This window comes from Rubrivirga aquatilis, assembly GCF_046845665.1.
Lineage (GTDB): Bacteria > Bacteroidota > Rhodothermia > Rhodothermales > Rubricoccaceae > Rubrivirga.
In genome coordinates this window covers 915,151-937,687 of sequence record NZ_CP177355.1, presented here as the reverse complement: position 1 = coordinate 937,687, position 22,537 = coordinate 915,151, and the positions used below count along the sequence as shown (strand labels likewise).

Annotated in this window: 14 protein-coding genes; 10 read left to right on the top strand and 4 right to left on the bottom strand. The window is 71.0% G+C overall.

Annotation, left to right across the window (positions count from 1 at the left end; translation table 11 throughout):
- Positions 1–5 precede the first annotated feature (5 nt).
- Positions 6–209, bottom strand: a complete 204-nt coding sequence (locus ACLII4_RS04030; RefSeq protein WP_412069612.1) for a hypothetical protein — start codon at positions 207–209, stop codon at positions 6–8.
- Between the two features lie 195 nt (positions 210–404).
- Between ACLII4_RS04030 and ACLII4_RS04025 the strand changes: the two genes are divergently transcribed.
- A complete protein-coding gene (locus ACLII4_RS04025; protein WP_412069611.1) occupies positions 405–2,843 on the top strand; it encodes an ATP-binding protein in 2,439 nt (812 codons plus the stop codon).
- Between the two features lie 27 nt (positions 2,844–2,870).
- Here the strand turns inward: ACLII4_RS04025 and ACLII4_RS04020 are convergent, their stop codons facing one another.
- Positions 2,871–4,586: a M1 family metallopeptidase gene (locus tag ACLII4_RS04020; RefSeq protein WP_412069610.1), complete on the bottom strand. Its 1,716-nt coding sequence runs from the start codon at positions 4,584–4,586 to the stop codon at positions 2,871–2,873.
- A gap of 115 nt (positions 4,587–4,701) precedes the next feature.
- Between ACLII4_RS04020 and ACLII4_RS04015 the strand changes: the two genes are divergently transcribed.
- The 5 genes from ACLII4_RS04015 (at position 4,702) to ACLII4_RS03995 (ending at position 16,009) form a co-directional block, all read left to right on the top strand.
- A complete protein-coding gene (locus tag ACLII4_RS04015) occupies positions 4,702–5,193 on the top strand; it encodes a DUF6252 family protein (RefSeq protein ID WP_412069609.1) in 492 nt (163 codons plus the stop codon).
- Between the two features lie 69 nt (positions 5,194–5,262).
- Positions 5,263–5,892 (top strand): hypothetical protein, encoded by a 630-nt coding sequence (locus ACLII4_RS04010; RefSeq protein ID WP_412069608.1) that lies wholly within the window; start codon positions 5,263–5,265, stop codon positions 5,890–5,892.
- Positions 5,893–6,041: 149 nt separating this feature from the next.
- Positions 6,042–9,491, top strand: coding sequence for a caspase family protein (locus ACLII4_RS04005; RefSeq protein WP_412069607.1), 3,450 nt, complete (start codon positions 6,042–6,044; stop codon positions 9,489–9,491).
- A 25-nt stretch (positions 9,492–9,516) separates the two neighbouring features.
- The gene (locus ACLII4_RS04000; RefSeq protein WP_412069606.1) at positions 9,517–11,349 is read left to right on the top strand and encodes a CHAT domain-containing protein; all 1,833 of its coding nucleotides are present in this window, start codon (positions 9,517–9,519) and stop codon (positions 11,347–11,349) included.
- A 154-nt stretch (positions 11,350–11,503) separates the two neighbouring features.
- A complete protein-coding gene (locus ACLII4_RS03995) occupies positions 11,504–16,009 on the top strand; it encodes a caspase family protein (protein ID WP_412069605.1) in 4,506 nt (1,501 codons plus the stop codon).
- A gap of 103 nt (positions 16,010–16,112) precedes the next feature.
- Here the strand turns inward: ACLII4_RS03995 and ACLII4_RS03990 are convergent, their stop codons facing one another.
- Positions 16,113–16,409, bottom strand: coding sequence for a hypothetical protein (locus tag ACLII4_RS03990; RefSeq protein WP_412069604.1), 297 nt, complete (start codon positions 16,407–16,409; stop codon positions 16,113–16,115).
- Between the two features lie 44 nt (positions 16,410–16,453).
- Entirely contained in the window at positions 16,454–19,096 is a 2,643-nt protein-coding gene (locus ACLII4_RS03985) for a protein kinase domain-containing protein (protein WP_412069603.1), read from the bottom strand.
- A 153-nt stretch (positions 19,097–19,249) separates the two neighbouring features.
- Between ACLII4_RS03985 and ACLII4_RS03980 the strand changes: the two genes are divergently transcribed.
- From ACLII4_RS03980 to nuoD, 4 genes are all read left to right on the top strand, one after another.
- Complete coding sequence (locus tag ACLII4_RS03980; RefSeq protein WP_412069602.1) at positions 19,250–19,627, top strand: NADH-quinone oxidoreductase subunit A; 378 nt, start codon at positions 19,250–19,252, stop codon at positions 19,625–19,627.
- An 85-nt stretch (positions 19,628–19,712) separates the two neighbouring features.
- Positions 19,713–20,261: an NADH-quinone oxidoreductase subunit B gene (locus ACLII4_RS03975; protein WP_412069601.1), complete on the top strand. Its 549-nt coding sequence runs from the start codon at positions 19,713–19,715 to the stop codon at positions 20,259–20,261.
- A gap of 10 nt (positions 20,262–20,271) precedes the next feature.
- A complete protein-coding gene (locus ACLII4_RS03970) occupies positions 20,272–21,054 on the top strand; it encodes an NADH-quinone oxidoreductase subunit C (protein WP_412069600.1) in 783 nt (260 codons plus the stop codon).
- A 74-nt stretch (positions 21,055–21,128) separates the two neighbouring features.
- Entirely contained in the window at positions 21,129–22,532 is a 1,404-nt protein-coding gene (gene nuoD, locus ACLII4_RS03965; protein ID WP_412069599.1) for an NADH dehydrogenase (quinone) subunit D, read from the top strand.
- Positions 22,533–22,537 lie beyond the last annotated feature (5 nt).

The window sequence follows — 22,537 nt, the reverse complement described above, 5'->3', positions numbered from 1 at the left end:
GAGGATCAGCGCACCGGCTCGAACAAGACCCGGCCGTTGGGGTCGATCTCGACGGTCGTGCCCGCGGGCACCCCGACCCGACCCGTCCCGCCCGTCATCTCGACGCGCTGCGCGACGCCGCCGACGGGCACGCCGAACACGGCGTCCGTAGCGGCTGGCGGCACGATCCCGGTCAGCATCACCTCGCCCTCCCCGCGCTCAGGGCGCAAGCACGGGCTCGGGCGGGCGCAGAAGGATCTGCCCGGCCGCGAGCGGGTCCGGCACGAGGAGGGCGACGACAGCGAGGGGCGGCCACATGGACGCACCGCCAGTCTCCCGGAGTGTTAGGGCTTTCGCTGGAACAGCCGGCCCGACGGCGTTCGCCGCGTGGCGCGTAGACTCAGGGCGCCGAGCGCGCCTCTCCCATGACGCACTTCCTGTTCGAGCCCGACACGGTCGTCAACCTGGCGCTGCTGGTCATGAACGTGGCGGTGCTGGGGTACCTCGTGTCGATCCGGGGGAAGAGCCGGGCCACCTGGTGGCTGGTCGCCGTCTACGGCGCGCTCTCGGTGTACGCCCTGGGCGCCGTCGTCAACACGACCCTGTTCACGGACGACCCCGTGCTCTGGCGACTGTTGGGCGGGGTCTTTTTCGTCTCGACCGGCGTGGCGCTGTGGGCGATGATGGGGTTCGCCTATCGGATCCTCGAGGCGCCGTTCCCCCGGGAGGCCCGCTGGGTGACGGCCGGGACCGGCGGGCTCCTCGCGCTCCACCTCGCCGTCGTCGTGGGGACGTTCGTGTGGGCCCCGGGCCAGGGCCGGCCCGCCCTCCTGCACGCGCCCCTCATGCTCGCGTTCATGGCGTGGGCGACGGTCGTGCTCGTGCGCAAGCGGCGGTGGGCCAAGCGGACCGGGCGGGCGCAGGCGGCGCGGGCGTTCGGGTCGTACGCCCTCATCAACGTGCTCCTGGTGGCGTTCCTGGGCGAGCAGGCGCTCGTCAACGCGGGGGTCCTCCCCGTCTTCGGAGCGTCCCGGGTGATCGCGGGGATCGGGTTCCTGGGGTTCTTTTTCGGGTTCGCGGCGGTCTACCTCGCGCACGCGCCCGAGCCGACGACGCTCCAGGCCAAGCTCGTCGGGCTCGCGCTCGCGACCGCGCTGGCCGTCACGTCGGGCCTGGTGACGGCGGCGTTCCCGTTCCGGGTCGTCCCGGACGCGCTCCCGGCCATGCCCCAGAACCAAGCCCTGCGGTACACGCCCGACGGCGCCGGGGGCTACACGCTCGACGCCTTGCCGGCGCGGCCCGTCGTCCCGCGCGGCGGCCGGCTCGGGCTCGCGAATGCCGCCGACACGACGGTCGCGCTCGGCTTCGCGTTCCCGTTCTACGGCCGCCCTCAGACCGAGGCGACGGTCGACAACGACCCCGTGGTGACGTTCGGGGGGTCGGCCCGGACGTTCCGGGAGTTCGCGATCGCCCGGCCGGCGGCGGTCGTCCCGCTCGGCCTCGACCTCGACCCCAGCCGCGGCGGCGGGGTGTTCCTCGAGCGGGCGCCGCGCCGCGCCACGCTCACCTGGGTCCGCGCCGCCACCGTCTACGGGCGGGGCGAGGCCACGGTCCAGCTCGTACTCCACGCCGACGGCCGGATCGACTTCGTCTACGGCGACGTGAGCCCCACGCGGGGGCTCCTCGGCCGGGGGATCCTGCCCGGCGGCACGCCGCTCGACCGCGCGGCCCCCCTCGACGCAGCGCTGCCGGCCCGCGTCGCGCCGGGCGCCCCGCACTTCGAGAACTACCAGCTGGCCTACCTCGAGGCGGCCCACGCCCGGGTCGCCCCGCTCGTCTGGCTCACGCTCGGGGCCTCGGCCTTCGTGGTGCTCGTGTTCCCGCTGTTTTTCCGGGGCAGCCTGCTCCGCCCGCTCCGCGACCTGCTCGCCGGCGTCCGCCGCGTCGATGCCGGCGACCTCGGCGTGGCCGTGCCCGTCGGGACGCCGGACGAGTTCGGGCGGCTGGCCGCCGGGTTCAACGGCATGACGGCGTCGCTCCGGGACCACACCGAGCGGCTGGAGGAGCTCGTGGCCGAGCGGACGGCCGAGCTGGAGGCGGCCCAGGGCCGGCTCCTCCACGCCGAGAAGATGGCGTCGCTCGGGGCGCTGACCGCCGGGATCGCCCACGAGATCAAGAACCCGCTCAACTTCGTGACCAACTTCGCCGGGCTCACCGTCGAGCTCGCCGACGAGCTCGCGGCCACGACCGACCCGGCCGAGCGGCAGGCGCTCCTCGACGACATCCGCCAGAACGCCGGCACCATCGAGGCCCACGGCCGCCGCGCCGACGCCATCGTCGCCTCGATGATGGCGCACGCCCGGAACGGGACCGGCGAACGCCGCCCCGTCGACCTCGACGCGTTCGTCGACGAGCACGTCGACCTCGCGTGGCACGGGCAGCGGGCCCGCGACCCCGGCGCCGAGGCCGCCATCGTCCGCGACTACGGGGGGGCGGGCGCGGTCGAGGGGGTGCCGCAGGAGCTCGGCCGGGTCCTCGTCAACCTGCTCTCGAACGCGTTCGACGCCGTGGCCGAGCGGGCGGCCGGGGCGGGCGACGCGTACGCCCCCACGGTGACCGTCTCGACGCGGGCGGCGGCGGGCGGCGTCGAGGTCCGCGTGGCCGACAACGGGCCGGGGATGGCGCCCGACGTTGCGGCCAAGGTGTTCGAGCCGTTCTTCACCACGAAGCCGCCCGGCCAGGGGACCGGGCTCGGGCTCTCGCTCAGCCACGACATCGTCGCGCAGGGCCACGGCGGGACGCTCGCCGTCGAGACCGCCGAGGGCGAGGGGGCCACGTTCGTGCTGACGCTGCCCCGGGGGTGAGCCGTCCGCCCCGGCGCCGAGGCGGGGTCAGTCGGCCGGGTCCCAGAGCACCCGGCGCGCATCGACCTCGACGGCGGCGCCCGGCGCGTGCGGCAGCCGCCCCACGCCGCCCGGCATCGCCACGCGGTGCGCGACGCCGTCGACCGTGACCTCGACGGGCACGTCGAACACGGCGCCGGCCGCGGCCGGGGGCACGACCCACGTCAGCACGACCGCCGACGACTCCGCCGTCCGGGCGGTCGTCACCTCGTGCTCGATGCGGAGCCGCGGCGGCGTGGGCTGGCGGAGGTACACCTCGAACACGCCCGCCAGATCGCGCCCGGCCGCGCGCGACATCGCCGACAGCACGTCGTCGGTCGACACCCAGCGCGCCTGGCGCCCGTCCGTCACGGCCTCGTGCGCTTGGGACGGGTAGAGGAGCGACCGCATGGCGGTCAGGAAGGCGTCGTCGTCGTCGATGAGGTAGCGCAACGTGTGGAGCACCCAGGCGCCCTTGACGTAGATGTCGCCGTTCGAGCCGCCGCCGGGGAGCGCGTACATCTGCTGCGTCGTCCGCGTCTCGCGCGGGGCCACGGCGATGGCGTTCTGGTGGCGCCGCTTGCCCTGCATGTAGCGGAGGTAGGTCGCGTCGGCGTCGGCGCCCGCTCGGCGGGCGATGTCCTCGGCGCGCAAGGCCTCCGAGTAGCTGGCGAACGACTCGTGGATCCAGAAGTCGTTCCAGTCGGGCGCCGACCCGAGGTTGGCCCACCACTCGTGCGCGAGCTCGTGGAAGTGGAGCCAGTCGAACCCGAACGGCCCGTCCTCGAACGTCGAGCCATACGCGACGAGCGACTGGTGCTCCATGCCGAGGTACGGCGTGTGCAAGATCTTGTAGCCGTCGCCGCGCCAGGCGTAGGGGCCGAAGGTCCGCTCCATGAAGTCGAGGTCCGCCAGCAGGCTCGGCATCATCCGCCGGGCGTCGTCGACGCGCTCGGGGAGCACGAAGAAGGGGACGTCGGCCGTGTACCCGAGGGGGCTCTCGTAGACCGCCTCGACCGTCTGGTACGGCCCGATCCCGAACGAGACGCCGTAGTTGTTGATGGGCGTCGACACGAACCAGCGCTCGGTCGCGGTCCCGTCGCCGTGGTCGGTCCGCCCTTCCCAGACGCCGTTCGAGATCGCGCGGAGCTCGGACGGGACCGTCAGCGCGACGCGGACCGAGTCGGCCTCGTCGCTCGGGTGGTCCTTGACCGGCCACCACAGGTCGGCGCCCTGGATCTGGCAGCTCACGGCGACCCACGGCGCGCCGTCCTCGGTCTCGGCCCAGGTGAAGCCGCCGTCCCACGGCGGGCGGGGGGCCACGCGGGGCGCGCCGTTGTAGGCGATCCTCAGCCGCAGGCCCTCGCCGGGCTGGGCCGTCCGGCCGAGCCGGATGCGCACCCGGTTGCCGTCGCGCTCGAAGGGCCGCGCGAGCGCCACCTCCTCGCCGGTGCCGACGAGGTAGGCGACCTCCTCGACGCTCGTCACCGCCAGCGGCGCGTCGAGGTCGAGCAGGATCGCGGCGGTCGGCTGGACGATGCGCGCCTCCATCACCAGCGTCCCGTCGATGGTGCGAGAATCGATGTCGACGGCGACGGCGAGGTCGTAGTAGGTGGCGTCGAAGGCCGCCTGCTCGGGCTCCAGCGGCAAGCCGGAGTCGTTGGGCTGCGCGAGCGCGCCGCTGGCGGCGAGGGCGACGGCGGTGAGGAGGGCGAGCGGGCGCATGCAGGTGAGGGCGTGGGGGCCGAAGGATAGAGACCGCGCGCGCGACCGGCGCGCCCTCGCCTCTTTCCCGACGCGCGCGCCCTGTCGTACCGTGCGGCCAGCCCCCTCCCATCCGATGCGCACGCTCCTCCCCGCCGCCCTTCTGCTTTCCGTACTCCTCGTCAGCGGGTGCGACACGCTCAGCGACGCCGTCGACGGCGCGGCGTGCGCGGCCTCGGGCTACGCCGACACGGGCACCGTCTCCGCGACGGTCGGCAGCGCCAGCTACAGCACGCCGTGCGTGCGCGCCGAGGAAGCCTCGGGCCAGGTCACCGTGGCCAGCCTCGACAACGTGGTCTCGGACGGCGGCCAGCGCCTGCTGGCGGTCACGGCGCCCACGGAGGTGGGCACCTTCGAGATCGGCGCGACGACAGCGACGGGCGTGTATACGGCTCGCGCCGCCGACCCCGATCAGCAGGCCGACCAGACGTACGCGGCGACGTCGGGCTCGGTCACCGTGTCGTCCGTCTCGGCGACGACCATCGTGGGCACGTTCGCGTTCACCGCCCGGACGCCGGCGGGCGAGACGATCGAGGTGACGGGCGGCCGCTTCGACCTCACGTTCTGACCCGGCCCGGCCGGCCGCAGACCCGGCGCTCGGTCCGGTCGTAGCGCGGTGACCTCTCCCCTTCGCGGTATGCCCCGCTGGACACTCGTCGCCCTCGGAGTCGCCATCTGGCTCGTCGCCTCGCTCTCCGCCGGCGGCATGGGTGCCGCCGTCGCGACCGTGATGGTCTCCGAGTTCGCCGCCCGTGGCGGGCCGAGCCCATCCGACGTGGTGGACGCCGAAGACGGCGAGATCGAGTCGCAAGCGATGGGCGAGACGCGGCCGTACACCGTCCACCTGCCCGACTTCTACGCCCGCGACACCGACGAGCGCTACCCCGTGTGGGTGGTCCTCGACGGCTCCTGGAACGGTCCGATGACGGCGGAGGTCGCCCGCACCTTCGAGCGCGCCGGGCTGGCGCCAGGCCACCTCGTCGTCGCCGTCGAGAACGTGGCGCGCGGCCGCAACACGGACCTCTTGCCGCCCGGCCGGACCGCGAACGGCGCCGAGGCCGACCGCATGATCGCGCTGGCGGGATCGGGCCGCTCCGACGCCACGGTCGACCTCGACCTCGGCCCCGAGGACAGCCCGATGCGGACGCACTTCGACCGCGGCGCCGTCGCCGACACGCCTGGCTGGACGGCCAAGCGGATCCCGGGCGACAGCCACAGCGCGACGCCCCACCCGTCGACGGCACTCCAGGCACCCTACAGCCGCTGACGGCTCCGAAGAGGACGGCTCGGCTGCGGACGGGCCTTCGCAGATTCCTGGAGTGGCGGACCGAGCACGGCGACCGTTCGCGAAGCGGGGGTTGCGGATACGGGCTCCCCCTGTATTATCGGTACTTATATCGATCCCCGCCGCTCGTGATGCCTTCCTTCCCCCGCAAGTGGGCGCTGCTGATCGGGATCGATCAGTACCCCAACCTCAGCAAGTACCACCAGTTGAAGGGGTGCGTCAACGACGTGATGGCTATGGGAGGGCTGCTGCGCGACCGCTTCGGCTTCCCCGCCGAACAGGTGACGACCCTGACCAACGCGGCGGCGACCCGTGCGGGCATCCTGGCTGCGCTCGACGCGCTGGCCGAGCAGGTCCAGGACGACGACGTCGTGGTGGTCCACTACGCCGGACACGGCTCCCAGATCACCGACCTCGAGGGCGACGAGCCGGACGGCCTCGACGAGACGATCGTGCCGCACGATGGCGTCCGCGTGTCGGGCCCCAACACCGACATCACCGACGACGAAATCCACGCCTTCATTCGGCGGATCGCGGCGAAGACGCCCTTCCTGACGCTGCTCTTCGACTGCTGCCACTCGGGCACCATCTCACGCGACACCTTCGGCGGCCAGGCCCGCTCGCTTGAACCCGACACGCGCCCTGCCGACCAACTCGGCCGCGCGCCCGCCGCCGGCAGCACGCGCAGTGCGGCTGCGGAGGAGGGCCCGAGCGGCTGGCTCCCGCTCGATGGCGCCTACGTCCTCATCGCGGGCTGCCGCGACGAGCAGTTGTCCTACGAGTACACCGACGCCGAGACCGGCACGACGCACGGCGCGCTCACCTACTTCCTGACGCGCGCGCTGCAGGATGCCGCGCCGGGCACGACCTACCGCGACATCTACGACCGCGTCCGCCCCCTCGTCACGGCGTACAACGGCAAGCAGCACCCCCAGATGGAGGGCGCGCTCGACCGCGAGGTGTTCGGTGTCACCGACATCGAGCCGATGGCCTTCTTCGGCGTCGAGGCGCGCGACGGCGGCGCGGTGACGCTGGCCGGCGGCGCCGCGCACGGGCTGACGGCCGGCTCGGAGGCGAATGTGTTTGCGGTCGGCACCAAGACCACCGAGGGCGCCGAGCCGCTCGGCCGGGTCCGGATCACGGAGGTCGGCGCCGTGACCTCCCAGGCCGAGGTGGTCGAGGAGCCCGGCGCGATCGGCGTCGGCGCGCGTGCCGTCGTGGTCCAGGCCGAGTGGGGCGAGCGCGTGCTGCGCGTGGCGGTGGCCGACGCAGAGATGGCCCAGCGGATCGACGGCGAGCAGCTGCTCCGGGCGGTTCCCGAGGGGGAGCCCGCCGAGGTGCGGCTGGTCCGCCTCGCCGCCCGCGACACCGTGGCCGAGGGCGATCCGGTGCCCCAACTCGGCGCGCTCGCGGAGGCGACCTGGGCGGCCGTCGGTGCGGGCGGGCGGCTGGTGTGCCCGCCGCACCCGGCCTCCGAGGCCGGCGTCGAGGCGCGGATGGTCGAGAACCTCCGCAAGGTGGCCCACTACCGGGCCGCCCTCACGCTCGACAACCCGACGCCGGGCCGCCTCACGGGCACGGCCACGGTGCAGATTCAGACGCTGGTCGGCGACCAGTGGCGCGACGCCGAGCCCGACGCGGGCGGCAGCTTGGTGTTCGAGGTGGGCGACCGCATCGCGTTCTCGGTCACCAACCACCACACCGAGCCCGTGTTCGTCAACATGCTCGGCTTCGACCAGGCCGCCGGGGTGGACACCCTGAACGTTCCGGGTGCGAACGAGGCGGTCGCGCCGGGCAAGTCGCTCCGCGTGGGCTACCAGGGCAACATCCGGCTGGACTTCCCCCCGGGGTTTCCCTTCGTCCGCGAGCCGTTCGAGGGCGAGCCCGACGAGGGCCTCGAGACGCTCAAGGTGTTCGTCACCACCCAGCCGACCGACTTCTCGGCGCTCAACCAAGAACGACTCCGCGGCGGACCGCTCGGCGGGCCGGGCTCGACGCTCTCGGCGCTGCTCCAGCGCACCTTCCGGGGCGAGCCAATGCGGGCCATCGTGATTGAGGAGGTGCCCGGCGAGGACGACGACTGGACAACGGTCCAACGCTCATGGCTGCTCCGCCGCCGGTCCGCCGGGCAGTCCCTCGGCGCCACGCCGCTCGACCTGGGCGGGATCACGGTCCGCGCGACGGGCCTGGAAGGCGAGGTCCGGGTTCGGCCTTCGGCCGAGGCCGTCAAGACGCGGAGCCGGGGGCCGACCACCGGCTTGGCCGCGGTGCTGGCGCAGGAGAACGTTGCGACGCGCCAGACAATCGAGGTCGAGAACGTTCACCTCTCGGAGACGCGGACCCTGGGCGACGAGCCCGAGATCCGGCTCGACATGCCGGCGGTGCCGGGCCACGGGCAGCTGTTGCTGGTCACCGACGCGAGCGGCGTCGTCACGTGGCACGTGCCCGAAGCGCCCACGGCGCGCCGCCTCGACGACGCACCCGCCGGCACGCAGACGTTCGTCGTTCGCCGCGCTGGGCCCGCCGAGACGGGCGACACGCGCGGCGTCGTGTCCGAGTTCATCACGTCGCAGCTCATCGAGCGCCTCGTGTTCCCGCTCTTCGAGGAGTGGATCGGCGCCGTCGGCGACCGGTTTGCGGCAACGTGGGAGGGCCGCCGCCGGCCGTACGGACTGCGGCCGTTCACGCCCGCCGACTACCGCGCCCCCTCGCCCACCGCGCTCGGGCCCGACGACTGGCCGCGGCTGGCGGAGGGGCGGTCGCTGCTGTTCGTGCACGGCACCTTCAGCCGGGCCCACTCGGCCTTCGGAGGCCTCGGCCCCACCACGATGACGGCGCTCCACCAACGCTATGAGGGCCGCGTCTTCGCCTTCGACCACTTCACGCTCTCCGACGACCCCGACGAGAACGTCCGCCAGCTGATCGGGCGGCTGCCCGACGACGCCGCGCTCGACCTCGACATCGTGTGCCACTCGCGCGGCGGGCTCGTGAGCCGGGTGCTGGTCGAGCGGCAGTCGGCGCTCTCGCTCGGCGCGCGGTCGCTGGCGGTCGGGAAGGTCGTGTTCGTGGCCTCGCCCAACGCCGGCACCGCCCTGGCGGACTCGACGCACATGGGCGACCTCATCGACAGCTACACGAACCTGCTCACGCTCGTCCCCGACAACCCCGTGACCGACGCGCTCGACGGCATCGTGACCGTCGCCAAGCTGCTCGCCGTCGGCGTGCTCGAGGGCCTGGACGGCCTCCGGGCTATGCAGCCGGCGGGCGAGTTCCTCCGCGGCCTCAACGCGCTCAACGGCCGCGGCGACACGCGCTACCTCGCCCTCGCGGCCGACTTCAAGCCGGCCCACCCGGGCCTCGCCGACTGGGCCAAGAACCGGCTCCTGGGCCGCGTCTTCGGCGCCGAGAACGACCTGGTGGTCCCGACCGCCAGCGTCTACGGCGACACCGACGCCGACGGCGTCGACCTGGTCGCCGAGGCCGACCGCCACGTCTTCCCGACTGCGGCGGGCGTCGCCCACTCGACCTTCTTCCAGCACCCCGACGCCCAGGCGAAGCTGCTGACGTGGCTCCACGCCTGACCCCATCTCTCTCTCTTTCGGACCGATGACCGAATACAGTGACTTCCTGCTCCGCTTCGAGAATCGAGCCGATGGGTTGTACGTCTCCTCCAGCTCGCTGGCGGGCGGCCAGGTGTCGGCCCCGCTGGAGCTCCCGGGACGCCTCGACGAGTACCACCTGGACGCCCTCCTGGAGGCGTCGTCGGCCGCGACGCGCGGCGCCGCGGGTGGGGCTCACCGCGCCATGATCATCGAGGAGGGCGAGCCGCCCACACCGGTCTCCGCGCGCGAGGTGGGGAGCACGCTGTTCCACGCCCTCTTGGCTGGCCCCGTCCGCGACGCGTTCATGCGGAGCCAGGGGAGCGGCACGGACAACGGCGTCCGGATCCGCCTCCAGATCGACCCCAGCGACCCGGCCCTGGCGGAGCTGGCGGGCCTGCCCTGGGAGCTGATCTACAACGACGTGACGCGCGAGGCGTTGGGACGCTCGAAGTTCACCCCGGTCATCCGCTCGTTCGACGTGGCGCAGCCCTACGAGATGCGCCCGTTCGCGCCGCCGCTCCGCGTGCTCCTCGTGCTCGCCAACCCCTCCGACACCAAGCCGCTCGACCTCGACGGCGAGAAGCGACGCGTCGTCGCCACCCTCGAAGGGCTCGACAACGTCGAGGTGACCGTGATCGAGCACGCGACGGAGGCGAAGCTCTACGACGCCCTCGACACGGGACACTTCCACGTCCTCCACTACATGGGCCACGGCGGGTTCAACGACCAGCGGGGCGGCGTCCTGCTTCTGGAGGACGAGCACGGGCGGTCCGTGTCGCTCTCCGCCTCCCATCTCGGCGACGACCTCGCCGAGCGGCGCGCGATGCGCCTGGTGGTCCTCAACGCGTGCGACACCGGGCGGTCGAGCCACCAGGCGGGCGTCGACCCGTTTACCGGCGTGGCCTCGGCGCTCGTCGCGGCAGGCATCCCCGCCGTCGTCGCGATGCAGGTGCCGGTGGCCGACCGGGCCGCGCTCGCCTTCTCCGACAAGTTCTACTCGATGATCGCCCAGGGCGAGCCGGTCGACGCCGCCGTGGCCGTGGGGCGCCGGGCCATCTGGCGCTCGAACGAGGCCTCGCTGGAGTGGGCCACGCCGGTCCTGTTCATGCGCGCCTCGGACGGCTACCTGTTCGGCCCGCCCGAGGCGCCGGAGGCCGACGCGCCAGCGCTCGCCGCCGACCCGGCGCCGGCGCCCGATCCCGCCCCGACGCTCCGGGCTCCCGTCGTGCCCGAGCCCACGCCGAGCGCCGGCCGGAAGGCCAAAACGTGGGGCCTCGCCGCGCTGGCCATCTTCGGGGCCGTCGTGGGACTTCAGTACCTCTTTACCCTATCCGACGACGGAGAAGTCGGCATCGGCCCCGACGACGTCACCGAGGTGGACCTAGGCTTCGCCGACGGCACCGAGGTCGACGCCGCGACGGCCCTCATCCTGGCGGCAGGGATCGCCGACAACGTGGACGACAGGGCTCAACAGGAGGTCGCGGCGGACCTCATGAGCAAGCGGCCCGACGGCATTCCCGGCGAGGTGGAGACCATCCTGTACGTCTCCGAGAACGAGCCGGAGTCCATCCTACTGCCCGTGGAGCTGGGCTACGAGTACGTGGTCGTCGCGGTGTGCGACGGCGACTGCAGCGACGTCGAACTCGAGCTCCTCCAAGCCGACGGCGTCACCCCCCTCAATCAGGATGGCGCCGTGACGTGGGACGACGGGACCGAGCCCCGGCTCCGCATCACGCCCTCCTCGGCGGACACCTACACCCTCGCTGTCGAGCTCATCGACTGTAGGACGGAACTGTGCTACGTCGGCGTCAGCGTCTACGCCTACGGGTTGGAGTAGCGGGTCCGAGCGAGGAGGGTGAGGCGCGAACCGACACAGAGGCACAAGACCCTATCCTCAATGGGTTAAGCGCACACATCCATTGCTCTCTCGGCGGTCTTGCAGCCCCACGTCGCCCAGCAGCAGCAGTTCACCTTGCTCACCGCCTGACGCCATGGCTGGCCGCCCCGACTTCCAGCAGAGCGTGGCCGTCGTCATCGGCATCGACGCCTACACCGACGGCGTCCCCGCGCTCCAGACGCCGGCCAGCGATGCCCGTCGCCTCGGCCACCTCCTGGGCGACGACCACGGCTACGACGTCCGGCTTCTGCTCGACGGCCAGGCGACACTCGCAGCCATCGAGGGCCTGCTGGCCGACCTCGCGCGCGACCTCGGCTCCGACGACCGGATGCTGTTCTACTTCGCCGGGCACGGCGTGGCCCTGGATGGCGACGACGGCCCGACGGGCTACCTCGTGCCGCAGGACGCCCGGCTCCATGAGGCGGAGACCTACCTCCACATGCCGGCGCTCAACGAGGCCCTGAGCGCCATCAAGTGCCGGCATATGCTGGTGGTCCTCGACAGCTGCTTCTCGGGCGCCTTCCGGTGGTCCAGCACGCGCGCCCTGATGGTGCTGCCCGAGGTGATCCACCAAGAGCGCTACGACCGCTTCATTCTGGACCCGGCGTGGCAGGCGCTGGCGTCGGCGTCGCACGATCAGACGGCGCTCGACGCGCTCCCAGGCACCTTCGGCGACCGCGGCGAGGTGGGCGGCCACTCGCCCTTCGCGCAGGCCCTGTTCGACGCGCTGGAAGGCGCCGGCGACCTGATCCCGAAGGGCGACGGCGACGGGGTCATCACGGCGAGTGAACTCTACCTGTACCTCGAGCACGCCGTCCAGCCCGCGACCATCGACGCCGGGAACCGCCAGACGCCCCGCCTGTGGCCGCTCGCCAAGCACGACAAGGGCGAGTTCATCTTCCTGGTCCCCGGCCACGAGTTGAACCTGCCGCCGGCCCCGCCGCTGACGTTCGAGAACAACCCGTGGCGCGGGCTGGAGTCCTACGACGAAGAGCACGCCCCGCTGTTCTTCGGCCGCGACGACGTGATCAAGGGGTTGGAGGCCCACGTCGAGGAGCACTCGCTCACGATTGTCCTGGGGGCCTCGGGCACGGGCAAGTCGAGCGTGGTGAAAGCGGGCCTCGTGCCCCGGCTCAAGCGCGACGAGGGGCGGGCGTGGCACATCCTCCCCGTCGTCCGGCCGGGGGCAGATCCGGGGCAGGCCCTTGAGCAGGCCGTCGCCGAGCTAGGAACAGGAGACACGGTAGAGGAGCGGATCGCCGCATGGTGCGCCGCAACCCCCGATACCCGGCTCGTACTCATCGTAGACCAGTTCGAGGAGTTGGTGACCATGACGCGCGAGGCCGAGGCGCGCGAGGCCACGCTCGCGCTGCTGCTGCGTCTCGTCAAGGCGCACCCGAAGCAGCTCCGACTGATCCTGACGTTGCGCTCCGACTTCGAGCCGCAGTTCGACGGCTCTGTGCTAAAGGCCCACTGGAAGAAGGGCGGCTTCCGGGTGCCGCCGATGACACAGGACGAGATACGAGGCGTGATCGAAAAACCGGCCTCGCAGCGCGTGATGTACTTCGAGCCGCATGGCCTCGTCGACAAGCTGATCAACGAGGTGATCCTGATGCCCGGCGGGCTGCCGCTGCTCTCGTTCGCCCTCAGCGAGATGTACCGCCACTACGTCCTCCGCGACAGCGACGACCGGGCGATCGAGGAGGCCGACTACGACGCCGTGGGTGGCGTGGTTGGGGCGCTCCGAACGCGGGCGGATGCAGAGTACGAGGCGCTCGGCATGGCGCACCAGGAGACGATGCGGCGGCTGATGCTGCGCATGGTAGCCTCCGAGGGCGGCAACGTGGCCCGGCGGCGCGTCCCGTGCTCCGAGCTAGAGTACCCCGACAAGGCGGAGACCAAGCGGGCGCTCGCGGTCATCAAAAAGCTGACCAAGGCACGGCTCGTGGTGGTGGAGGCCAATGAGCGGCCCGACGTGGAGAACAGTGAGCGGCCCGACGTGGACAGCAAGAAATACGTCGAGCCCGCGCACGACGCCCTCGTGAACGCCTGGAAGAAACTCACGGATTGGATCCGCGCCGAGGAGAACCGGGCCGCAGACCTCCATTTTCAGAGGCGGCTTACGCGGGCCGCCCAGGAGTGGGCTGGCGCCGACTCCGACCGGATGCGGAAAGGCGTCCTGTGGCGCGACTCGTCGCGCGCGGGGCTGCTGCTCCAGCAAGTGGTCCGCGAAGAGCGGACGCTGCGCCCGGAGGCTCTCACGCGCCGACGACGCCTTGCCCGAGCGATACGGCAGGCCTGGCGGCGTCTCCGGCCGGCCGCGTCGGCCGACGCCGAGGAGGGCGTCTGGATGAACCGGACCGAGTTGGACTTCGCACGCGCGAGCATCCGGAGGCGCGGCCAGGCTCGGATCGTCTTCGCAGTCGTGGTGGCGCTGATCGCGATCATCGCAGCCATCGCGTTTTACCAGGCCGGCATCGCCCGCCAAGAGCGGGACATCGCCCTCTCCCGGTACTACATCAGCCAAGCCAATGCCGCCCTCGACCGCGACCCGGTAGAGGCGCTGGTCTTCGCCATCGCTGCCGCCGAGGCTACAGACTCGGTCTCGACGCAACTCCAGTCGACCCTTTTCCAGGCCCTTCAGGAGCCTCACGTCCGACGTGAGGTCGATGGTCACGAGGGTCAGATCGTAGAGATCGACTTCGACGCCCAAGGCGAGCGATTCGTATCCACCGGCCTGGATGGATGGGCTCGGGTGTGGGACTTCAGAACGGGGGAGCCAGTGGCGGCACACGGTGGGCCGAGTGATCGGCTCCGCAACGCTTGGCTCAGCCCTGATGGACGTCGTCTCGCGGCCATATCGGACTCCACCCTTCGCATCTGGGAGGTTGATTCTGATGCGCCCCCTGTCGTGCTCGCGGGGACCTGGCAGTGGGACGATGGTCTGGAGTGGTCGTCCGGTAGTCGCCGGGTCCTCACGTTCCCCAATCGAGGAGCGATTGTCCAAGTCTGGGACGCCATCACCGGGAACGTTCTTGCGTCCTTAGAGCCTCCTTCCCAGCAGGACTTCATCGGTGCCGCGCTTGCCATCGGCGGCCGGGTCGTCACCCGAACATCGCGTCCACTCTCTACTGCGATCGTCGGGATCCCCCAAACCCACCGCCAGCGTGTCCACGTCTGGGAAGGTGAGGTGCGCTATGAGTTGCCCACCGACGTTTCCGCCATGGCTGTGAGCCCGAATGGCGAGATCCTGGCCACATTCGGTCCCGAGTCTCCGGTGTCCCTCAGGGGGATGGTACGTCTATGGGACCTCACGTCCGCGCGCCTCATTGGGAGCACCTCGTCTGAGGTCGCAACCCTGGATGCAGGCCTGCGCTTTAGTCCGGATGGCGACGTGCTGGCGGTCGCGGCCCAAGGGGGGGTAACGGTGACCTTCAACGTGAACCGGCCAGGCTTGATCTACCGGCGTGAGGATGCGAGCCTTCAAGACGACGCGACGTACTTCGACCCCCGGAATAAGCTGCCGATTGAGTTCGGTAGGGGGCATCTGGTCTCGGTCGATAGAGACGGCCGTGCCCGTTTATGGGGATCCCCTTCGCTGAGCCCTCTAGAACAGGAGGTCGTGCTAAACGCATCGACCCCGATCACCCGGGCCGCGGTCAGCCCCGACGGGTTGATCGTGACGGCTTCCGTTGATGGTTCCCTGCGGTTCTGGGACGTGCACGATGCACCAACGGTCTCCTTGACCGAAGCCGAACGGGAGCGCCATCACGAGACATTGAGCGCTGGCGATGGACTCTTCGTACGTGACGGAAGCGTCTATGGACCGGGAGAAGAGGAGTTGTTCGCCGACTCGAGTATCATCGTTCGAGAAGCGGCCGCCTTCCCTGACGGCGGTCGGGTGGCTCTTGTCGACGATGACAACGTGGTCCGTGTGGTGGCTCTCAAAGATGGGCGCGTGACAGGGCAACCCATCCCACTAGGCGTTCCCCTTCGCTCTATTCGCGTGGAGGTCAGCCCGAACGGGCGGTATCTCTTGCTGCGGGGCAGCACCGATGAGAGCCCGTTCGGCACCGGAGTGCCCCCCTTTATCGTAGACCTAGAGACGCACAAGGTGACCGCGCTCTCGCCCCCGGTAGCCGCAGGGCTCGCCTCGTACGTGTCGATCGATGTGTTTAGTCCTGACAGCGAGCACATCCTGACGGCGAGCCACGACGACAACATCTTACACGTGTGGCAATGGCGCACGTCGCGGTTGATCCAGACCTATTACGGTCACTCGAGGACTCAGCATGTGCGGGGCGCTCCATCGATTGCCGCTTGCTTCTCGCCCGGCAGTACGCGCGTGGTGTCGATGCTGAGCGGGACCGCGCGGGTATGGGATGTCAACACGGGGCAAGATCTCGCCGTAATTGAACCAGGCTCCCACCCCCTCGCGGCTGCCATGTTCAGCTCCGATGGCCAGCGTGTGGTCGCCCTCGACCAGAGCGGCGGCGTCCGCGTCTACACCCTCGATGTCGACGAGATGGTCGCCATCGCAAAGGCACGTCTCCCGGTCACCATGACCGAGGCAGAGCGCCAGCGCATCCTCGCCCAGTAGCCCCGCCTCGGTATCTCCGCAGGCGCCCCAAGGCGGAGATCCCAAACGACGCGCGGCACCCGAGCCGGAGCCCCGGGCCGCGCACGAACAGAGAGCGGGCGGCTTACGGGTCGCCGCGACCGACGCCGGTGCCGCGGCTTCCGTCCTCGCAGGAGACCGAAAGGTCCCCAACGATGACGATGAAGTCGAAGCCGCCGATGGGACCGCACTGCACGGTGAGGTCGAGGGTCTGCCCGTTGGGGATCTCGAACCGGTCCCCCCCGAAGTAGTCGGCCGGGTCGATGCAGACGACGGCGTCGGCGCCATCGGCGACCCAGGACACGGTGTCGCCCTGGTGGACGGTGAGGGTCGACGGGCTGAAGGTGCCGTCGCTGGCGATGGTGACGGTGACGCTGCTCATGGGCCTGGGGAGGAACGAGAAAGAGGTCCGCTGGCGTGCTGCCACTACGAGGGCGGAGCGGAGCGGAGCGCGCGTACGTAGCGGGGGTCGTCCCTCAGGTCGTCGAGCCAGGGAGCCTGCTCGATCTCGACGGGGTCGAGACCCCGTGCGAACGCGTCACGAAGGGAAGCTAGAGCAGACGCCCGGTCCCCGAGCCGCTCGTAGACCCAGGCGATGCGGACGGAGCTGTCCACCCTGGGCTGAGGGAGGGCCACCAGGCGCGCGAGAGCCGCTCGCGCTTGGCCCGGCCGGCCGGTGAAAGCGTAGATGTGGGCGAGGTCGCCCAGCGCGTCCACGTCGTTGGGGTTGACGTCGAGCTGGCGTCGCCGGACCTCGACGACCCGCAGCCACGCGGCGTGCGCCGCGGGGCGCTGGCCCTGCAGGTAGAGGGCGTTGCCGAGTCGGAACCACGTGATCGTGTCGGAGCTGTCGAGCGCCGCGGCGCGCCGGAAGGAGCGGACCGCCTCTGCGTAGGCCCGCCGCTGGTAATCGACCTGCCCGAGGCCGACGAAGGCCGTCGCGGTCGGGCCGGCGGCTGAGGGGTTGGCCTGGGTGCCTCGGCGGAACCAGTAGGCCGCCGAGTCCGGGCGCCCCAGGCCGAGGTAGGCGTCGCCGAGGTTGGTATAGCCCCACGCGTTGTCCGGCCGAAGCTCGAGGACGCGCTCGTAGAGGGGGATCGATTCCCGGAAGCGACCGGTCCGGAGGTGGATGTTGCCGAGGCTGTTGTAGAACCCCCAGTAGCCCGGCTTGAGGGCGATCGCACGCCGGTACTCCGTGACCGCCTCGTCGAAGCGGTCGAGGTAGTAGAACGTCCCGGCGAGTTGGTGGTGGGCCTGGGCGTCGGTGGGGTCGAGCGCGATCGCTTCGCGCAGCTCGCGCTCGGCGTCGGCGTAGCGGCCGGTCCCGAGGTAGATGGTGCCGAGAGCGACGCGGACCGGCGGGAGGTCGGGGTCGAGGGCCACGGCCCGCTCGCCGGCCTCGGCGGCGCGGCGTGCCCAAGTGGTGTCGTTGGTGAGCCGGTACTTCCGCCAGGAGGCCTCGCCGAGGCCGGCCCACGCCAGCGCGTAGGCGTCGTCGGCGACGACGGCCCGCTCGAAGAGGCTGACAGCTCGGTCGACGACGGCCTCGTCCTCGTAGTTCTGGAGCGACCCGCGGCCCTGGATGTAGAGGTCGAAGGCCTCCGGACTGGAGGTACCGCCGGCGGCGAGCGCGGTCCGGGCGGCCTCGTTCAGCTCAAGCTCGAGGAGGCTCGCCAGGTCGAGGACCACGCTATCCTGGATCGCCAGCAGGTCGGTGCCGGTCTTGTCGAGGACGCGGCTGCCTAGGAGGCGGTCGGAGGCCGCATCGTAGACCTCGATCGTGAGCCGGACACGCTCGGGGGTCCGCTGAACGCTCCCGCTCACGATCACGTCGGCGCCCAACGCCTGCGCGGCTTCCCCGAGCGTGCGTGTCTCCTGGGCCCGGGCGTCGTCGGTGGGCAGCACCGAGATGCGGTCCGAGAACTGCTCCATCTCGGTCAGCGTCGCGCCGACGGTGTAGGCGAGCCCGTCGATAAAGGCCTGGTTGGCCGGGTCGCCGCCGACATTTGCGAACGGGAGCACAGCCACCTGCTGCAGGCCGCTCGCCGTCGCGACGGCGTCCGGGTCGTCGGCGGCCGGCCACGCCAGCATCGCGACGACGGCCAACACCAGCGCTCCAGCCCCGCCCGCAGCCCACCCGAGGCGGGCACGGCCCGTCGGCCGAGTCGCCGGTACCGCGGGCCCTCGCTCCTCCCGGCCCTTCCGCGCCGCGTCGAGCGCATCGGCGAGCGCGTCGGCATCGGGGTAGCGGTCCGCAGGGTTCTTCTGGAGGCACCGTGCCACGACCGCCGCTAGCGGCGCCGGCGCGTCGCCCATCGGGGGCGGCTCCTCGTGAAGGATCGCGTAGACGACAGCCTGGTCGTAGCCCCCCCGGAACGGCCGCTCGCCGGTCAGCATCTCGTGGAGCATCACGCCCAACGCCCACTGGTCGGTGCGCGCATCGACGGCCTCGCCGCGTGTCTGCTCGGGGCTCATGTAGCTGACGGTCCCGATGGAGGCGCCGGTCTGGGTCAGCATCGAGTCGCCGATCCGGGCCACGCCGAAGTCGACCAGCTTGGCCTGTCCCTCGGGCGTCACCATCACGTTGCCGGGCTTGACGTCGCGGTGGACGATGCCTGCTTGGTGAGCCCGGTGGAGCCCTCGCGCGACCTGAGCGGCGAGGGCGGCGGCCTCGTCGGCCGGCATCGGCCCCGCCTCGAGCCGCGCCCGCAGCGACGCGCCCGGGCAATAGGCCATTGCAATGAACGGGTGGCCGTCGGCCGTCTCCCCGATCTCGTGGACCGTGCAGATGTTGGGGTGGTCCAGCGCGGACGCGGCGCGGGCCTCGGCCAGGAATCGCGCGGCGGCGGCGGCCTCCTGCCTCAGCGTCGGCGGGAGAAACTTGAGGGCGACGGTCCGGCGCAGACGGGTGTCCTCGGCGCGGTACACCACGCCCATCCCGCCGCCGCCGATCACCTCGTGGACGGCGTACTGCCCGATGGTCTGGCCCCGGAATCCGTACGGATCGGGCCAGGCCGACTCGGGCGGCGGGTCGGGAGGGTGGGCCGAGGTGCCGCTGGAGGTCCCCATCCGGTCCTGGGTGCAAGGTGCGCCTCGAACATACGGGCGCGGCCGTCGATGGCCGGACGCGAGCTTCCCACGATGTCCACCGGTCCGGGGCCGGCCCTGACCCGCGCCGACGGGGCGGCGTCGTAGCTTTCGGGTCCCTTCCCGCGCCGGCCGATGTTCGTCGAGTTCTTCCCGCTGTTTCTGATGGTCCTGCTCGCGCTGGGGCTGGCGCTGAGCCTGCTCAAGATCGCCGAGCTGATCGGGCCGCACCAGCCGAACGCGGTCAAGGAGAGCCCCTACGAGTCCGGCCAGGACCCCGTCGGCTCAGCCCGCGACCGGTACTCGGTCAAGTTCTACCTCGTCGCGATGATCTTCATCGTGTTCGACGTCGAGCTGGTGTTCCTGTATCCGTGGGCCGTCTCGTACGGGACGTTCCTGGAGGCCGGCGGCGCCGCCGCGCTCGCCTCGATGAGCGTGATCGGGGTGTTCATCCTGATCCTGCTCGTGGGCCTGCTCTACGACGTCAAAAAGGGCGGCCTCGACTGGGACTGAGCCCTTTCAGTTTGATTTGAAAACGGGACGACCGGCGAACCCCGCAGGGCCCGCCCCGTTGACCCCGAGCACGACCTCCACCCCCATGTTCAGCGAAGAAGGCGGCTTTCTTACCACGACCGTCGACTCGGTCGTCAACTGGGCCCGGTCCAACTCCCTCATGCCCATGCCGATGGGCCTCGCGTGCTGCGCGATCGAGATGATGGGGTTTGCCGGGCCGAAGTACGACGCGGCGCGGTTCGGGTCGGAGGCCATGCGGTTCAGCCCGCGCCAGGCCGACCTGATGATCGTGGCCGGGTGGTGCTCCTACAAGATGGCCCACACGGTCCGCCGGATCTGGGACCAGATGGCCGAGCCCAAGTGGGTCATCGCCCAGGGCGCGTGCGCCTCCACGGGCGGGATGCACCGGTGCTACGGCGTCGTGCAGGGGATCGACAACTTCCTGCCGGTCGACGTCTACATCCCCGGCTGCCCGCCGCGGCCGGAGGCCATCTTGCACGCGCTGATGGACATCCAGGAGAAGATCCGCGTGACCGAGTCGGTCGCCAAGGACGTCCGCTTTACCGACGCCCCGAACCAGCTCATCGAGGGCCGCATCGTCGCGCCCGACGGGTCGCCCCTCGTCTCCGCGTAGCCCCACCCCGATGTCCGAGACTCCCGACACGCCCGAGGCCGCTCCCGAGGCCACGCCCCAGCCGTCCGCCGCGCTGGCGCCGATCGCCGGCACGCTCGTCGGCGGCCCCGACGACGCCCCGTTCGTCGACCCGGCCGCCCAGACGCAGACGCTCAACTTCCATTTCTCGCCGCGCCACGCGCTCGCCGGCGAGATGGAGCGGCTCCAGACCGAGAACCCGCACGCCAAGGCGACCTGGATCGTCCCGAACGTGCTGGCGGCGCTCAACGAGCACTTTGGCGACGCCATCCTGGAGACGGTCGGGTACGCGGGCGAGACGACGGTCTTCGTCGAGACGGCGCGGCTGGCGGACGTCGTGCAGTACTTGTTCGACGAGGTCGGCTTCGACTACCTCACCGACATCGGCACCATCGACCGGTTTACCGAGGACGACCGTTTCGAGGTGTTCTACAACCTGTGCGCGCTCGACGCCAAAAAGCGGATCCGCCTCAAGGTGCGCGTCGGCGAGGACGACCCGACCGTCCCGACCATCACGCACATCCACCCCGGCGCCAACTGGCACGAGCGCGAGGCCTGGGACATGATGGGCATCCGCTTTCTCGGGCTGGAGGACCACCGGCGGATCTACATGCCGGAGGACTTCGAGTACCACCCGCTGCGCAAGGAATTCCCGACACTCGGCATCCCGGGCTCGCTCCCGCTCCCGGCCAACCGGCCCGACGGCGAGCTCCAGGCGGACCCGTACCCGCGCGCCCACGGCCAGATTCCCAAGGACCTCGACAGTGATACGTGAGTCGTGATCCGTGAGGGTGCCCGGAGGAGGGTCACGCATCACGCATCCCGACTCCGAGCCAACCGCACCACCCCATGTCCGTCACCGATCAGAGCACGCCCCGCGGCCACGCCGCCGCGCCCGGCACGTCCGAGGACCTGTTCACGTTCTGGCCCCGCCACAACGCGGCGCTGTACCAGGCCCTGGCCGATCGCCACACGCAGGTCGAGATCCAGGCTGAGGAAGAGGAGCGCCAGCGCGTCGAGATCGGCGGCGACGGGGCCGAGGTCGCCACGACCGGCGCCGTCCCGATGATCGCCGAGGACCCCCTGGAGAGCCGGATGGTCCTGAACCTGGGCCCCCAGCACCCGGCCACGCACGGAGCGCTCCGCGTCGTCTGCCAGCTCGACGGCGAGACGATCGAGAAGTGCCTGCTCGACATCGGGTACCTGCACCGGGGCATCGAGAAGCTCGCGGAGGTCAAGACCTACCAGGAGTTCATGCCCTACACGGACCGCATGGACTACATGTCGCCGTACTCGAACAACGTGGCGTGGTGCCTCGCCGTCGAGAAGCTGGCGGGCATCGAGGCGCCGGAGCGGGCGACGTGGCTCCGCACGATCGGCTGCGAGCTGGCGCGGATCTCCAGCCACCTCTTGTGGGCGGGGACGATGGTGATGGACGCCGGCGCGCTGAGCGTCTTCCTGTGGACCTTCAAGTACCGCGAGGAGATCTACTCCATCTTCGACGAGATCGCCGGGGCCCGCTTCACGGTCTCCCACAGCCGCATCGGCGGGCTCGCGTTCGACTTCTCGGACACGGCGCTGGCGATGACCGCCAGCTTCTGCGACGAGTTCGAGCAGCAGATCGCCGACTGGAAGAAGCTCCTCAACCGCAACCGCATCTGGATCGACCGCAACGAGGGCGTCGGCGTCCTCTCGCGCGAGGACGTGCTCCGCGAGGGCTACACCGGCCCGACGCTCCGCGCCTCGGGCGTGCCGCACGACATCCGCACCTTCGAGCCGTACCTCGTCTACGACCAGATCGACTTCGACATCCCGATGCGGACCGAGGGCGACTCGCTGGCGCGCTACTTCGTGCGCATCGAGGAGATGGAGCAGTCGATCCGGATCATCCGCCAGTGCCTCCGGAAGCTCCCCAAGGGGCCCATCCGCGTCGACAACGCGAAGGCGGCGTACCCGAGCAAGGACGAGGTCTATTACTCGATGGAGGGGATGATCCACGACTTCATGATGACCGACACCGGCGTCGCCCCGCCCCAGGGCGCCGAGAGCTACCACGCCATCGAGAGCCCCAAGGGCGAGCTCGGCTTCCACCTCGTCTCCGACGGGACCGGCAGCCCGTGGCGCGCCAAGATCGTGACGGGCTCCTTCAAGAACCTCCAGGGCCTCGAGACGATGATGGAGGGCGCCATGGTGGCCGACACCGTCGTGCTCATCGGCTCCGTCGACCCCGTCATCGGCGACTCTGACAAGTAAGGCAA

Bases quoted from the DNA above. Each gene is read 5' to 3' on its own strand.
- ACLII4_RS03975 (WP_412069601.1), top strand. From the start codon at position 19,713: ATGTTCAGCGAAGAAGGCGGCTTTCTTACCACGACCGTCGACTCGGTC.
- nuoD (WP_412069599.1), top strand. From the start codon at position 21,129: ATGTCCGTCACCGATCAGAGCACGCCCCGCGGCCACGCCGCCGCGCCC.
- ACLII4_RS03970 (WP_412069600.1), top strand. From the start codon at position 20,272: ATGTCCGAGACTCCCGACACGCCCGAGGCCGCTCCCGAGGCCACGCCC.
- ACLII4_RS04010 (WP_412069608.1), top strand. From the start codon at position 5,263: ATGCCCCGCTGGACACTCGTCGCCCTCGGAGTCGCCATCTGGCTCGTC.
- ACLII4_RS04025 (WP_412069611.1), top strand. From the start codon at position 405: ATGACGCACTTCCTGTTCGAGCCCGACACGGTCGTCAACCTGGCGCTG.
- ACLII4_RS03995 (WP_412069605.1), top strand. From the start codon at position 11,504: ATGGCTGGCCGCCCCGACTTCCAGCAGAGCGTGGCCGTCGTCATCGGC.
- ACLII4_RS04000 (WP_412069606.1), top strand. From the start codon at position 9,517: ATGACCGAATACAGTGACTTCCTGCTCCGCTTCGAGAATCGAGCCGAT.
- ACLII4_RS03980 (WP_412069602.1), top strand. From the start codon at position 19,250: ATGTTCGTCGAGTTCTTCCCGCTGTTTCTGATGGTCCTGCTCGCGCTG.
- ACLII4_RS04015 (WP_412069609.1), top strand. From the start codon at position 4,702: ATGCGCACGCTCCTCCCCGCCGCCCTTCTGCTTTCCGTACTCCTCGTC.
- ACLII4_RS04020 (WP_412069610.1), bottom strand. From the start codon at position 4,586: ATGCGCCCGCTCGCCCTCCTCACCGCCGTCGCCCTCGCCGCCAGCGGC.
- ACLII4_RS03985 (WP_412069603.1), bottom strand. From the start codon at position 19,096: ATGGGGACCTCCAGCGGCACCTCGGCCCACCCTCCCGACCCGCCGCCC.
- ACLII4_RS04005 (WP_412069607.1), top strand. From the start codon at position 6,042: ATGCCTTCCTTCCCCCGCAAGTGGGCGCTGCTGATCGGGATCGATCAG.
- ACLII4_RS03990 (WP_412069604.1), bottom strand. From the start codon at position 16,409: ATGAGCAGCGTCACCGTCACCATCGCCAGCGACGGCACCTTCAGCCCG.